The 13,824-nt window shown below is 41.8% G+C and carries 13 protein-coding genes; 9 read left to right on the forward strand and 4 right to left on the reverse strand.

The window, feature by feature from the left end:
* Nucleotides 1–278: 278 nt before the first annotated feature.
* The 3 genes from OU792_RS11175 to OU792_RS11185 all read left to right on the forward strand — a co-directional run bounded on the left by OU792_RS11175 (nucleotide 279) and on the right by OU792_RS11185 (nucleotide 2,545).
* Nucleotides 279–971 carry an NUDIX hydrolase gene (locus OU792_RS11175; RefSeq protein ID WP_274670212.1) on the forward strand — a complete coding sequence of 231 codons (693 nt, stop codon included), beginning with the start codon at nucleotides 279–281 and terminating at the stop codon, nucleotides 969–971.
* A gap of 61 nt (nucleotides 972–1,032) precedes the next feature.
* The gene (locus OU792_RS11180; RefSeq protein WP_026946597.1) at nucleotides 1,033–2,286 is read left to right on the forward strand and encodes a DUF819 family protein; all 1,254 of its coding nucleotides are present in this window, start codon (nucleotides 1,033–1,035) and stop codon (nucleotides 2,284–2,286) included.
* A 10-nt stretch (nucleotides 2,287–2,296) separates the two neighbouring features.
* Entirely contained in the window at nucleotides 2,297–2,545 is a 249-nt protein-coding gene (locus OU792_RS11185) for a (2Fe-2S) ferredoxin domain-containing protein (RefSeq protein WP_134201658.1), read from the forward strand.
* Nucleotides 2,546–2,753: 208 nt separating this feature from the next.
* On the opposite strand, the gene OU792_RS11190 is transcribed toward OU792_RS11185, so the two are convergent.
* Entirely contained in the window at nucleotides 2,754–3,074 is a 321-nt protein-coding gene (locus OU792_RS11190) for a YbjQ family protein (RefSeq protein ID WP_100626776.1), read from the reverse strand.
* A 147-nt stretch (nucleotides 3,075–3,221) separates the two neighbouring features.
* On the opposite strand from OU792_RS11190, the gene OU792_RS11195 reads away from it, so the two are divergent.
* From OU792_RS11195 to OU792_RS11210, 4 genes are all read left to right on the forward strand, one after another.
* The gene (locus OU792_RS11195) at nucleotides 3,222–3,749 is read left to right on the forward strand and encodes a hypothetical protein (protein WP_134201659.1); all 528 of its coding nucleotides are present in this window, start codon (nucleotides 3,222–3,224) and stop codon (nucleotides 3,747–3,749) included.
* A 67-nt stretch (nucleotides 3,750–3,816) separates the two neighbouring features.
* On the forward strand, nucleotides 3,817–4,302 hold the full coding sequence (locus tag OU792_RS11200; RefSeq protein ID WP_134201660.1) for a QcrA and Rieske domain-containing protein: 486 nt from the start codon (nucleotides 3,817–3,819) through the stop codon (nucleotides 4,300–4,302).
* A complete protein-coding gene (locus tag OU792_RS11205) occupies nucleotides 4,302–4,847 on the forward strand; it encodes a YceI family protein (RefSeq protein WP_134201661.1) in 546 nt (181 codons plus the stop codon). The genes OU792_RS11200 and OU792_RS11205 overlap by 1 nt, the downstream gene beginning before the upstream one ends.
* Nucleotides 4,847–5,716, forward strand: a complete 870-nt coding sequence (locus OU792_RS11210) for a DUF5777 family beta-barrel protein (RefSeq protein WP_274670213.1) — start codon at nucleotides 4,847–4,849, stop codon at nucleotides 5,714–5,716. The genes OU792_RS11205 and OU792_RS11210 overlap by 1 nt, the downstream gene beginning before the upstream one ends.
* Before the next feature lie 80 nt (nucleotides 5,717–5,796).
* On the opposite strand, the gene OU792_RS11215 is transcribed toward OU792_RS11210, so the two are convergent.
* Entirely contained in the window at nucleotides 5,797–7,377 is a 1,581-nt protein-coding gene (locus tag OU792_RS11215) for an ArnT family glycosyltransferase (protein WP_134201663.1), read from the reverse strand.
* Nucleotides 7,378–7,710: 333 nt separating this feature from the next.
* Between OU792_RS11215 and OU792_RS11220 the strand changes: the two genes are divergently transcribed.
* Nucleotides 7,711–8,625: a helix-turn-helix transcriptional regulator gene (locus OU792_RS11220; RefSeq protein ID WP_026946589.1), complete on the forward strand. Its 915-nt coding sequence runs from the start codon at nucleotides 7,711–7,713 to the stop codon at nucleotides 8,623–8,625.
* A 67-nt stretch (nucleotides 8,626–8,692) separates the two neighbouring features.
* A complete protein-coding gene (locus OU792_RS11225) occupies nucleotides 8,693–10,261 on the forward strand; it encodes a S8 family peptidase (RefSeq protein WP_246628760.1) in 1,569 nt (522 codons plus the stop codon).
* A 260-nt stretch (nucleotides 10,262–10,521) separates the two neighbouring features.
* Here the strand turns inward: OU792_RS11225 and OU792_RS11230 are convergent, their stop codons facing one another.
* Nucleotides 10,522–12,624: a M28 family peptidase gene (locus OU792_RS11230; RefSeq protein ID WP_274670214.1), complete on the reverse strand. Its 2,103-nt coding sequence runs from the start codon at nucleotides 12,622–12,624 to the stop codon at nucleotides 10,522–10,524.
* Between the two features lie 2 nt (nucleotides 12,625–12,626).
* The gene (locus OU792_RS11235; RefSeq protein ID WP_274670215.1) at nucleotides 12,627–13,796 is read right to left on the reverse strand and encodes a C40 family peptidase; all 1,170 of its coding nucleotides are present in this window, start codon (nucleotides 13,794–13,796) and stop codon (nucleotides 12,627–12,629) included.
* Nucleotides 13,797–13,824 lie beyond the last annotated feature (28 nt).

The following is a 13,824-nucleotide window of genomic DNA, read 5'->3' on the forward strand; positions in this document are numbered from 1 at the left end:
AGACTCATTATTGCGGCTGTCTACCCATACGTGCAACATCACGAATAGTCATATTATTTAAATTTTTTTTAAAAAATATTTCTGGCTTTAGGCTTGATTTTAAATGATTTAGGTCAAAAATCATTTGGAAAATAAAATTTTGAAAATCTTTCGCAATCGATTGTTTGGAGTAATAGAAAACATTTTCTACTTTTCGACAGTATTCATAATCGAATATCTACAATAGGTTTAATAGGTTTGAGAGCAGGAAAAGGTCGGGTATTAGCCCGGCCTTTTTTGTGTTCAAAAGCATCCATTTTGGGATTGTCTTATTGGAAGTCTGTTATCTTGCAGAAGACATGAATCATGATGAATTAATTGCTTTTTTGAAGGATCGGCTCCGCCATCCATTACCGGGGAAGGAGGCACATATACAAATGGCCCCTCAACCCATCGATTTGCGTCGCTTTGACCCAAAGGTTCCACACCATCATCGAAAAGGTGCCGTTTTGCTCGTATTTTATCCAGCAAGGTCCGAAGTGCTTTTTCCATTGATCAAAAGGCCAGTATACAAGGGAGTTCATAGTGGACAGATTGCCCTTCCGGGCGGGAAGATGGATCCTGGAGATACAGATATCATCCATACGGCTTTGAGGGAAGCTCAGGAAGAGGTTGCAGTGAACGCAGAGAGGGTTCAGATCCTCGGAAAGCTGACTGATCTTTATATTCCCACATCCAATTTTCTCGTGACGCCTGTAATCGGTGCCATTCATGAAGTTCCTGAGTTTGTGCCTGAAATCAGGGAAGTCGATATGATCCTACCTACACAACTCGATTTCATTCTCAATTCAGAAAGAAGGCAACGGACGATTTTGAAAATCAATCAGGAATTGGAATTAGATACTCCATACTTCGATCTTCACGGAGAAATCGTCTGGGGAGCCACAGCCATGATATTGAGTGAGTTGGCACATTTGCTTGCAGAAGGCTGATCTATTTCTATTGGGCTTTTGCCCTTTTGTTGGTATTGTTGTAAAAACTAACTAGAAAAGTATGGAAGGACAGGGACCTCTAATTACCAATGATGCAATTGTTTTTGGCATTTTGCTGGCCATTTTGGCCTTAGTTTTTAGCACAGCAGCCAGTAATAATAGAATCCTTCAAAAGTTTTATCGGGTAGTTCCGACAGTATTGCTCTGTTACTTTATTCCAGCGGTTTTCAATTCTTTGGGAATCATCTCAGGGGAAGATTCTAATCTTTATTTCGTTGCTAGCCGCTATTTACTTCCTGCATCTCTGGTGCTATTTACATTGAGCATTGACCTGAAAGGTATCCTGAAGCTAGGGCCGAAAGCGCTCACCATGTTTCTGGCAGGTACTCTAGGGATTATGCTGGGTGGTCCCTTGGCCTTGCTTACCGTCGGGACATTTTTCCCCGAGGTATTGGGAGGAGAAGGTCCCATGGAAATTTGGCGTGGACTTGCTACTATCGCTGGCTCATGGATAGGAGGAGGGGCGAATCAAACGGCCATGCTGGAGGTATTCGGTGCTGATGCAGACCTTTTCGCTCAAATGATTGCAGTAGATGTCTTGGTTGCCAATCTATGGATGGCATTTTTGCTTTATTGGGCAGCCAAGCCCGAAAAAATCGATAATTTCTTCAAAGCGGATACCTCTGCTATCTATGAACTACGGGATAAGATTGCTGATTTTAGGTCCAAAATCATGCGGATTCCTACGCTCTCGGATAGTATGGTGATTCTCGGTGTCGCATTTGGAATCACCGGTGTTTCCCATTTACTGGCAGATAACCTTGCTCCATTTATTGGAGAGAATTATCCACAGCTTAAGGATTATTCTTTGGATTCGACTTTCTTCTGGATCGTGGTTGTAGCTACTACTGCCGGCTTGGCTTTGTCTTTTACCCGAGCAAGAAATCTCGAAGGAGCTGGTGCTTCTCGTTTTGGGTCAGTTTTTTTGTATATTCTAGTTGCTACCATTGGAATGCAGATGGATTTGGGTGCTGTGTTAGATAACCCGATCTTATTCGTCATAGGAATTCTTTGGATGTTCTTCCACATTTTGATCATGCTTCTGGTAGCATGGTTGATCAAAGCTCCTTTCTTTTATGTAGCAGTGGGCTCTCAAGCCAATGTAGGAGGCGCTGCATCAGCACCCATTGTAGCAGGTGCTTTTGATGCTTCATTAGCTCCAGTTGGAGTGCTTTTGGCAGTCCTCGGCTATGCTGTTGGTACCTACGGAGCTTATCTATGCGGCCTGATGATGCAGGCTGTTTCAGGTATGTGATTTAACTTATATGAGGCACAAACGTGAATTGATTTTTGTATGTACGGGTTCTGACTGTAAGAAAGCAGGTGCAAAAGGTCTGTGCAAAGAGCTTAAAGAATCATTCAAAAAGTCGCCTATGAAAGGAAATTGTAAGTTGATCCAAACGAAATGTCTTGATCATTGTAAGTCAGCTCCTGTAGTGATATTGGATGATTATTTTTACAAAAAGACCAATTCGGATCAAATATTGAATGAATTAGAAAAGAAGCTGAAATAGCCCATTCAAAAAAAATAGGAGAGAGGGAATTCTACCAATAGCCAAATTTTTTTAATGGAAAGGGCTGGAAGCTGGAAGTATGAAGACTGAAGCATTAAAAATCCGAACCTGAGGATTTGTTTTAGGCCTTATCCTTCTCAGCCTCGAAGAATAGTAGACTAACAAAAAAATCTCGACTTAGCGGGATTTTTTTTTCATCTAGTTGAGATTAAAGCTTCTCAATTTTGACAGCCGTACCACTTGCGGTTACCATTAGCATACCATCACGGATCGTCTCATAGTCAAGGTCGATTCCTATGATGGCATTGGCACCAAAACTTCTTGCTTGCATTTCCATCTCAGTCATCGCAGTGGCTTTTGCCTCTCTCAAAACTCTTTCGTAGGAACCCGAGCGACCTCCTACAATGTCTGTAATGCTTGCAAAAAAATCTTTGAAAACATTGGCACCGATGATGGTCTCGCCGGATACTATTCCTAAATATTGTGTGACTTTGTGCCCTTCCAGGCTGTTGGTAGTTGAAATGATCATAGTGTTAGTATTAAAATTAAACTTCTTTAATCACGCAAACTGAGATAAATTGTTCTGATTTGCATGTTAGCGATTAATTTGGGTCATAAATTGGAATTAGCAAAAGGAGCCTTGATAAATTATCGGCTAGAATATCTATCTTGAGCTATGGATTGGGGGAATATTATTTACATCATTGCGATTATCATCTACTTTATTTACCAAGCAACCAGTGGTAAAAAGAAGGGGAAAAATCCAGAAATTCCTGATAATCAATCTCCTGAAGATCAAGACAAGCCGGTTACTTTTGAGGATTTGCTGAAAGAAATCCGGGATATTCAGGAAGGTAAACCCAAGGAGGAAGCCAGACCAAAGCCCAAACCTCAAACCCCACCAAAAAGAAGAGAATCCTTTGAGCCTATCAAGGCTGAAAAAGTTCCTACTTCTTACTACAAACCTCTTGAAGAGCAGGACGACGAAATACAATATTACAAGGGAGCTTTCGAAAAACTTGACCCAAAATCAGTCAAAACTTCTGAAGGAATACCTGAAATTCCTTCCTCTTCCAGTGATGAACGCTTCATTAAATACAGAAGCCAAAAAAAGGCCAATCCTTATTCGAAGCTGGTAAAAAACAAAGATTCTTTAAAGAACGCCATTGTCCTCAAGGAGATCCTCGATAGGAGGCATTTTTAGGCTGCAACAAACATTTTAAATCCACAAAGGCTTTTGTTCTCGTATATCCAACGAAACATTAGCTATCATGAAAACAATTCAAGTAAAATCGGGGAATCTGACAAATTCCCGCAGGGCTTTTCTGGAAAAATCCGGTTCTGTTCTCGCTATGTCTGTTTTTGGTCTTTCTTTTTTCACAAGTTGCTCAGATGAGGAAGATGCCGCTCCTCAGGCTCCCCCTACAGGCGGAGGAAGCGGTATTACCGTAGCGGGAAATACCATTACCATTGATCTAAATCAGCAAACAGGGCTTGCCAATAGTGGAGGCTGGTTGCTTATCATCGAAGCTCAAACTCTTGTGGTAAATGTAGGAGGAAGCTATAGTGCTTTGACTTCCGTTTGTACCCATTCTGCCTGTGACAGAAACTGGAGTTACTCAGGCAATCGATTCACTTGCTCTTGCCATGGGTCACAGTTTGACACGGAGGGAAATGTTCTTCAAGGACCTGCCAATCGACCCCTTGAGCGATTTGACACCAGTATCAGCAATGATATTTTGACCATCACCAAGTGATGAGAAGGCTTGTTTTATTCGTAATCTTTTCCGTCTTCAGTTTTTTGACCTACAGTCAAAAATTTATCACAGAGGACGGAAAAGCTGTTTTCACTTCCAAAGCTCCTTTGAATGAGTTCGAAGGTGTATCTCAGAAACTTCATGGATTGATCGACCTGGATAAAAACTTGGTGGATTTTTACCTTGATCTGAATACCCTCGATACCGGAATAGGACTACGGGATCGTCACATGCGGGAAAATTATCTTGAGACAGATAAATACCCCTTTGCAGAGTTTACTGGAAAAATGCTAACTGTACCTGACCTAGATTCTGGCGATTGGGTAGCCGTAGAGGTGGAAGGTATTTTCAAAATTCATGGAAAAGAGAAACAAATTCGAATTCCAGGAATGCTGAAAAAAGAGGAGAAAGGCCTTGTGAAATTACAGGCAGACTTTGAAGTGCTTCTAGGAGACTTTGATATAGAAATTCCAAAATTGGTCTTTTATGAATTGGCTGAAAAGCAGTTGGTTCATATTGAGGCAGATCTTAAACTTCAGAACTGATGCAAAAGCTATTTACTTTAATATTGATTGGAAGCTTGATTTCTTTCACCGCAAAGGGACAATTAGAGCGGAAACTGGTCAATGAAAATCAAGCGGTAGATTTGATTTTTCATGCCCCCAGGCATATCAATTTGCTTACTGTAGAGCCCTTGGACAAAAAGACCATGCACTTCGCCATCATGCATACTTTTGGTACGCTGAATGGTGGTGTCGAGAATCTGTTTGGCTTGGATAATGGTGCAAATATTCAGTTTAGTTTTGAGTTTGCGCTTTCTGAGAAGTTTTCGGCTGGAGTTTCGAGAAGTAGTCGAGATAAGGTTTATCAGGTATTTGGTCGATATCATTTGCTTGAGCAGCGCTTAAATGAGTCTATGCCGGTAAGTGTTAGTCTTGCAGGTGGTATGGGAGTGAATACCAGCAATTATGATTTTCTTCCAGAGAATGCTCCCAACTTCTCAGAACGAAGCAATTACTTCGCTCAGGTGATGATTGCTAGAAAGTTTACTGATAGAATCAGCCTGCAAATGAGTCCCATGATGGCTTATTTTGTAGACCCTAGGCCTGTTTATCAAATCGAGGGGACGGAAAATTTCTATCTAGCTATCGGTCTTAGCGGGAAGTTTAAAGTCGGAGAGCGCTCTTCGCTGACTTTGCAATACATCCCAAATTTGAATACAGACCTTCGAAGCAATTTTGGAATAGGTTGGGACGTGGAGGCTGGTGGTCATGTGTTTCAGATGTATTTTGTGACCTCTCAGGCATTAAACGAACCCTACCTGCTAGCCGGAGGCAATGGAGTACCCGGTGAGGAATTTAGACTAGGGTTCAATGTGAATCGGGTATTTGCGATTGGTCAGAAGAAGAGATAAAGAGTTGAATTACCTGACTTGTCTTACAATTTAATAAGGGAGGCAATTCATTTTAAAGACCTTTAAAAAGTATTAAAAAATTAATTCCTCTTTCTATAAACATTGACTTCAACCTGACCATTCACTCGACCTTCCTGCAATTGGTAGGAAGGTTCAAGAAGGCTTTCCAATGGTACAATATCTTCTTCCTCCTGAGGATAAGCATGCTGGTAATAATGGTAGATAAAAACCCGAATTTCTTCCGGAGCGGTTTGTATCAAAGAATCAGCACTTTCTACAGGAATCAGTTTATTTTCAGTTAAACCTTGGTCTGGGATGAGGACTTCTCGACTGAAATAAATGAAGTTGTTTACTAGTATAGGTGATTGATTTTCAGTAGATAATATCTCTCTATTTAACTCATTAATTAAATTTGGATAATCTTTTAATTCTTTTTGATACTGAATGGCTGAAATAGCTGGACTTATGAGCACTAAGCTAAATGCGGCAAGTTGCCAGTTGGATTTTCGAAGAAAAAGTAGGACGGTAAGGACCCCTTGAAAAGCCGCGGTTTTCCAATCATTTTGAAATACACTGATGGCGACACCTAGAATCATTAAGGACATTATTGTCCATTTCATTTTAGGATTAGTCTTCCAAGCTTTCCAACCACTGCCAATTAAAAATGCCAATATCGGAACGATCACGATCAGGTGACGAGGGTTCAGGTAAATGGGATTGTAGAGTTCGAGCGTAGAACTCATAAACCAAAAACCGATTAAAAGCGACAGGAAAGCCAAAGAAAACTCAAGGTCTATTGGTTTTTTTGTCTTCAAAGCGTTCCAAATTCCAGGAATAGCAAAGACTATCCAAGGCCAATAAATACGTTCTACAAAAGTAGTAATAGGCAAATAGCTCACTCGTCTCAATATACTTTTCCAACCTTTGTCTCCGTAGGTAAATTCAGAAACGTAATGCCCTGCATTGATAGAAGTAACCCGGTAGAATGGATCTCCAAACTTCCACCAGAAATAAGATAAATAAAGGAGTATAACGGCTGTGCCCAAAGCAATCAAATAGCCTAGAAAGGAGAAATTCATTTTTTTTGACCTCCAGTCAAAATATAGAATCAGAATTGGAAAAGTTCCCAATAAGATCATGGTTTCTTTGGTTACCATTCCCACAAAAAATCCAATGATGATTCCTAAAGCTGCTAAAAAGGGCTTTTGAAAGCGAAAAGTTGAAGCGAATACGACAAAAGCAACGCAGAGTACCAACAAAGCATCCGGATATACCTTGGTCAAAAAGTGAAGCAAATAAACCTGAGTAAGCATCCAGATGCTAAATATCAACTTTCCTTCTTTTTCTGATTGCAGGCGAAATAGCAAAAGAAATGTAATCAGGTAAGCTATGAATGATATTGCCGATGCCCAATGGGGATTCATCCCAAACCAATGCACAATTAAACCTGCGGGTATGTAAGCGCCCCAGCGACTAGAAAAGTGATAATCGTTTGTGCCCATTTTTCCCTCCCAAAAATCTCTCCCCGCGAGTAGGTAATACCCATCATCGCTGAAAGTAATCCCGTCAAAACCAAAAAGCCAGTAGCCAAAAAGAAAGATCAATCCTCCCCATAAAACAATAGAGGACCAATTCTTAGCAAATACTTCGCTTTCATTCATTTGCATACTTTCAAAATTAGGCGATTTCAATTCTCCTTTAGGAAAGTGGAAATATTTTATTTTGGATATACGGAATTATGGCAGCAGCTTCATTTTCCTTGCTAATCCAGAAGGATCCGCCTCAGCGGACAGGTGTCAGGCCCTCCTCGGCGGGCAAGTGTCCGATGAGGGATGCCTGCATAAATCGATCATTTTCGCAGATTTTTAGCCCTTCAATTTTCTATTGGTAAGAAAGCCTATATAATTTATTCATGACAATTACTGACAAAAAAGTTAAAGTTTACTTTCAAAGTGATAGTTTAGGGTCCTTTTTTAATTCAAAAAGAATCGAATATGGCAGCATCAGGAAAAGTAGAGCAGCAAAAAATTCTCCGTGTTTTCAAATTGATCAATCTTCTTAGAGGGAATATTGGGAAGCCGGTACATCGATTGGCAGAACTGTTAGAAACTGATGTCCGGACAATCTACCGATATTTTAAACTCCTAGAATCCTTGGGTTTTAAGGTGGAAAAGGAATTTAGCAAGTACAAATTAGCGGAGTATCCCGGTAGCATGGATACGATGAATTTTTCCACTTTCTCAGCTGAAGAAAGCCAATGGCTAAGAGAAATCATTGAAAGCAAGGGCAAGAAGAATCTGCTTCGCGATTCGGTTTTGCAAAAGCTTCAGCTTCGATCAGAGCTACGGGAGAGCACTGAGGAGCTATTTCGTGCAAACTTGGGTCGAATTATCGACGAAATTGGAAAAGGAATTCAGGAAGAGCGACAAATTTGGCTACGTGACTACTATTCCTTGCACAGTGATTCTGTCAGTGATCGCTTGGTGGAGCCGGTAGCATTTTCAAAGAATTACGAATTCATTCATGCTTTTGAACCTGAAAGTTCTTCGATGAAGGTTTTCAAAATCGAGCGGATTGGTGAGGTTTTACTGTCAAATGAAGCATGGAAAAATAAAAGGAAACATGAAATTCCGGAGGAATCTTTTTTTGGATATACTGGAAAAAAGCGTTTTCATGTCAGGCTTCGGATGAGTAAGAAGGCCTACCAACTTATGCTCGAAGAATATCCAAATGCACGACCATCGCTGAAAACTGAAAATCGTAATCAGTTTATTTTCGAAGGTAATGTGCCTCAGCTTCCTGGATTGGGACGATTTATTCTGGGATTGCCCGGCGAAATAAAAGTGGAGGAAGGTGATGAGATGAAGGAATACCTATCAGCTCAAATTCTCCGCGCTAATTATTTTTAGAAATAGCTTTGTAATTTTTTATCGGAAAACGTAAATTCCTGATAGTCAAAACCAAAACCTTTTTAAAATGAAAAAAACCATGAAGTATTTTTCAGGGCTTTTATTTTTAGCCCTGATCGTTCAGTCCTGTTCTCAGGAAGAATCGCCACAGGTCTCCCCAAGTTCGGAGTTATCCCAAAGTCAAGAAGTCATCCCTCAAACTCAGATCAATGAGTTGATTTTTAAATCCCTTCAGGAAACGGGGGATTTCAAATGGGAAGAGCAAAGTGATTTGCTGATTTGGTCCGCTATGATGCATGCAGATTCTATCTTGACGATAGGATATAAGCCAAGCATGGAGAGCCAGCCTAATTCAAGAATTGGTCTCGAGAAGGTTACCGATCCTCAATGGCAAGCTGCCGCTCAGAAAATTGTTCAAACAATTGAGGAGACGCTTGATCGTAATCAAAGCCCCAAATATCGATTAGCGGATGAAAATGCTTTGATCCATCCAGACCTGCCGTTCTTGGAGGTGAAATTTACGGATTTAGCTATGATTCAGACGCTTCGAAGTATGGGAGAAGTCCGATACATAGAGCCTAGATCGTATGAATTCGATTATACCTTACTTCAGGGAGGCGATTCAGATGCACGTATCCTAAGTGACGCAGGCTGCGAAAATAGCCCGGGAAATGTTCCTACTTCGGATTTTACAATAATTAGCCCATCAGCCAAGTCTTCTTGGAATTATGAAGACATGGGAATTGACCAAGCTTGGGCTCAAAGTACAGGAGCAGGTATCACAGTTGGCGTAATTGATACCGGGCTTTCCCCGGACCAACCGATGTTAAACGGATTATTCAACTCGGGGGAATCATCCGGAAGACAAGTACTTCGCTTTGGCACACATAAGACCGGTTGGTGGTTTTGGAAGCGATATGATGGACCAGATGATCAATGTGGTCATGGTACGGCCATGTCAGGTGTGATTGCATCACCCCGAAATACAGTAGGAAATGCCGTTGGTGTCGCTTATAACAGTAATTTGATATCAGTAAGAGGTACCTCGGATGTAATTGTCAATTCCGGAAATGAAAAAGACGGCGTTGCAGAGGCTTTGGTGCTATTAGGCAATCGATCCGATGTGCGAATTATTTCCATGTCTATTGGTGATGTTTTTTCAAATTCTAAAGTGGCTGATGCTGTTCGGTACGCATACAATCGAGGGAAATTGATTTTTGCGGCAGCTGGAACTTCTACCAGTTTCACCAACTGGGTAGGAGTGATTTTCCCGGCTAATATGCCTGAGACAGTTGCCGTAACCGGTGTAAAAGAAGGAAGCGGCTATCAGCGTTGTGATACTTGCCACTCAGGCTCTCAGGTTGAGTTTACCGTGGTAATGGAGCGCTCAGGAAGTAATAATAAACCATTGACCACCGCCAACTTTGGAAATGATCCAGCAACTGTCGGAGGTTCATCAGTAGCTACTGCCACTACCTCCGGTATTGCAGCTTTGGTATGGTCAAAAAATCCAAACTGGACAAGGGATCAGGTGCTGCAAAGGATGCGCGAAAGTTCTGACTTATTTCCAAATAAAAGCTCTCAGTACGGCTACGGAAATTTGAATGCGGCTGCAGCTGTGAGTGGGGTGTATTAGGTTTTAGATTATTCTTAATGTGGATATACGGAATCATGCCAGAAGCCTCATTTTCTTTGTTAATCTGGACAGATGTCAGGCCCGCCACGGCGGACAAGTGTCTGGTGAGGGATGCCTGCATAAATCGATCATTTTGGCAGGATTTCAGCCTTTCAATTTCTAAACTCGTATGAAAGTGCATCTACAAAATCTCTAAAATCAAAGAATCCCTAGCTGAAAAGCCAGGGATTCTTATTTTTTAATTATTTGAAGGCTTATTATCAGAGCATTTCAGCTAGATTCTCAATTTTGCTTGCAAGATCTAGGATAGCTGCAGCATATCGTTCATCCCATTCATCGAGTTTTTCGGTTCTGTTGATTGCGACTTCGTACTGAATGCCGGGCAAAATCCAAGAAGCATAGCCTGAGAATGGGTCATTGCATACATAAAGCGATTTGTACCAATCTCCGTAATACATCCCCTGTGGGTCGATCCAACTCTTCTCCAAACCAATCAAGCCTTGGTTGATTTGAATCTGCTTTTCTTCATCAAGGGAGCCCTGATCCATGGCTTCATTTAGTTTTTGCTGATAGTCAGCAGAGCTTCTTTCTAGTCTTACCAATGCCTCTCTCACAAGTTTAAAATCTTCAAACCCCGGAGCAATTTCTTTCACATTTTTCACGGCCTGATCAAAATGTCCTTTCAAATCTTGAGCATAACGTGGCACATCGTAAGGGATAACATTTGCATTGGCCATTCGAAGCGTCACCAATCCGAAAAGTTGTGCGACAGCACCACCCATTTTGAATGTAGGATCTACAAATTTGCTGTAGTAATTGAAGTTGTCATAATTTGAGTGATAGGCAGTCACTCCTCCGGTACCACCACTAAGGCTAGGAATCCCTACATGCATGTAGAAACCAATGTGATCCGATCCGCCTCCAAGGTTCCGAATGCTTGGCTCTGGATTATTTCCAGCCCAGATTTCAAAGACCGTTTTGGTTGAGTCTGGATACGTGATTTCTTTAGAAGCATCTATGATTAGCTTCTTGAGGGTAGGGGCAGCAGCAGCACCAAAATTTCTTCCTGAAACGCCACCATCAAAATTCATGTAGGTAATGGCTTTCGCAGAAAGTTCGTCGCGAAGTTGCTCCACCCATTCAGTCGAGCCCAGAATTCCTTGTTCTTCCGCATCCCAATGCCCAATCATAATTGACCTATCTGGCCGCATTCCTTTTTTCGCAAGTTCACCCAAAGCTTCAGCTAAGGTCAGAAGCATAGCAGTACCTGAGTTTGGATCTGTAGCACCAAAGCTCCAGGCATCAAAGTGGGAACCTAGAATGATCCACTCATCAGGGTATTTTGCTCCCTCGAAGGTTCCGATCACATTATTGACTCGTACAAAATCTACGGGTTGGTCTACCATTACACGGGCTTTCAAGTCAGCTCCTCCCTCGATTTTATAATCAAAAGGCAGTGCTCCTTGCCATTCTTCAGGAACAGGCTGACCTTTCATTCTAGATAAAATTTCCTCCGCAGCTCCGTATCCAATAGGAGTGACAGGAATCGTATGAAAAGCTACATCCTTCGGGTCTAATCGGTCTACCTGGACAGGTCCATCCAAAGGAAGTGCTGGTTCATAAGGTGTTAAAGGATCTCCAGTCCAGTCCAGAGTAAGCATGGAGCCACGCTGAATGGTAGTTTCATTGTAATAAGGTCCATTCGGGTAAACTTCTCCTTTTGTGAATCCATTGTCGATAGGGTCTGTGTAGACGATAAGTCCTATTGCGCCTGCCTGCTCGGCAAATTTTGCCTTAAAACCTCTAAAGTTTCCTCCGTAGCGAGCTATGACAACCTTTCCAGTCAAGTCTATTCCCATCTCTTCCAAATCTTGGAAATCCTCTCTTCTTCCATAATTAACATAGACAACTTCGGCTGTCACATCTCCACTTCCTGAATAGGCATTGAATCCTAGGTGAAGACGATCGTCTTTGGTGAAAGGGTCTTCGTCGAGGACTTTCTCTTGTTGAGAAAGCTTCATTTGTACCGGTGATACGATTTCCAATTCTGATTTACCGGGATCATTGGGTAAGTAGACATCGTATGGATAAAGCTGCACATCCATTCCCGCTTCTTCCATGATTTTTTTCATGTATTGCTGTACGAGCTCATTTTCTGCTGTGCCGGCGATGTGGGGATTTTTGGTGAGTTCCTGGTGGTGAACTTTGAATCGGCTAAAGTCGACTGATTTCAAAAACTCTTGTTCGACACGCAGTCTTTCGGATTGATTTTTTTCAAAAAAGCCATCCTGCGCAAAGGCAGCGCAGACTGTCATAGCCGTCAAAGCCAAGGATACAGTGCTTGTTTTAAGTAAAAACTTCATAATTAATTAGGTTGGATAATTTCAGAGACGGAAAGCACCCCGTCAGATTTTTGGTTGACAATTCGCTTGGTTCTTAAATAACGATTGAGTTCATATTCATCATAATTGGGACTCGCTGGATCAAAACTTGAAATTCGTACACGCCCTCTGGAATGGATAAATTCATTGTTTCCAATCCACATACCTACATGCACAACTCGTTCTTTTCGATCATCGGTAGCTTTCTCTCCAAAAAACAGAAGATCGCCTACTTGAAGGTTTTCCCAGTTTTTTTCTGTGTCCACCTCTTCCCCTTCATTGATTTGTTGGGAGGCATCCCTGGGAATTACTTGTCCATTGAGGTAAAAAATGGTTTTGGTAAAACCACTGCAATCCACTCCTTTGATAGAGGTGCCACCCCAGAGATAGGGCACGCCAAGCATAGATTTAGCTGTTGAAATCAAATTGTCCACTGATGTCTCTCTGCTACTGATCCACTCTTCCCATTGCATTAGCCGTGCGGATTCTACCCAGCCCTCGCGACCATCCGGAAGCTGTACTTTTACCCAGTTTCCATCGCTAGTTAAGCCTGTCAAAATATCTCCTGCAACCAGATCAGAAACCATTTCTTTTTGGTCTTTTCCAGTCCAGACATGACCTGTAAGAGGGGTGAAAACTACCTTTGGAGCTTCATGCCATTTTTCTAATTCTGCCTCGGTCATTAATTGGATGCCAGCCTGATCTACCCAGGAAATGTACTGATCAGGCGTTTGCACCATGTACCAACTGCCATCGCCTTTAAGCACTGTGAGTGGAGTGCCCATGAGCGCTTGAGTGGCCAATTCGGCGGAATGTTTCGGTTGGCTTCGAATATTGGCTACTGAGATAGTCACTACGGCCTTGGTTTTACCTTCCAGCTCTGAATCGGGCAAGCGATTCACAGCATCTGTAAACTGAATTCCTTGCTCTTTTAGCTCAGAGATAAGTTTATCCAAAGCGGTCAAACGATCTGTTTCTCCTTTTAAGGAATCATTTTCAAAACTTAGATTCCAAAGGGCAATCCGCTTGTCAGGGGCTGTGGAAGACCGGTAGTTTTCAATTAGTTGATTGACTGTTTGATTATCATCAGATATAGCGCATGATGCCAGGTAAAAAACAAATAAAGCGGGCCATGCCGATAGTATTTTCTTCATAGCTTTAAATATAATACAAAAGAAAACC

Origin of the sequence: Algoriphagus sp. NF, assembly GCF_028823735.1 — a bacterium.
Taxonomy (GTDB): Bacteria; Bacteroidota; Bacteroidia; order Cytophagales; family Cyclobacteriaceae; genus Algoriphagus; species Algoriphagus marincola.

Bases quoted from the DNA above. Each gene is read 5' to 3' on its own strand.
- OU792_RS11225 (WP_246628760.1), top strand. From the start codon at position 8,693: ATGAAAAAAACCATGAAGTATTTTTCAGGGCTTTTATTTTTAGCCCTG.
- OU792_RS11205 (WP_134201661.1), top strand. From the start codon at position 4,302: ATGAGAAGGCTTGTTTTATTCGTAATCTTTTCCGTCTTCAGTTTTTTG.
- OU792_RS11180 (WP_026946597.1), top strand. From the start codon at position 1,033: ATGGAAGGACAGGGACCTCTAATTACCAATGATGCAATTGTTTTTGGC.
- OU792_RS11200 (WP_134201660.1), top strand. From the start codon at position 3,817: ATGAAAACAATTCAAGTAAAATCGGGGAATCTGACAAATTCCCGCAGG.
- OU792_RS11210 (WP_274670213.1), top strand. From the start codon at position 4,847: ATGCAAAAGCTATTTACTTTAATATTGATTGGAAGCTTGATTTCTTTC.
- OU792_RS11220 (WP_026946589.1), top strand. From the start codon at position 7,711: ATGGCAGCATCAGGAAAAGTAGAGCAGCAAAAAATTCTCCGTGTTTTC.
- OU792_RS11235 (WP_274670215.1), bottom strand. From the start codon at position 13,796: ATGAAGAAAATACTATCGGCATGGCCCGCTTTATTTGTTTTTTACCTG.
- OU792_RS11215 (WP_134201663.1), bottom strand. From the start codon at position 7,377: ATGAATGAAAGCGAAGTATTTGCTAAGAATTGGTCCTCTATTGTTTTA.
- OU792_RS11185 (WP_134201658.1), top strand. From the start codon at position 2,297: ATGAGGCACAAACGTGAATTGATTTTTGTATGTACGGGTTCTGACTGT.
- OU792_RS11195 (WP_134201659.1), top strand. From the start codon at position 3,222: ATGGATTGGGGGAATATTATTTACATCATTGCGATTATCATCTACTTT.
- OU792_RS11230 (WP_274670214.1), bottom strand. From the start codon at position 12,624: ATGAAGTTTTTACTTAAAACAAGCACTGTATCCTTGGCTTTGACGGCT.
- OU792_RS11190 (WP_100626776.1), bottom strand. From the start codon at position 3,074: ATGATCATTTCAACTACCAACAGCCTGGAAGGGCACAAAGTCACACAA.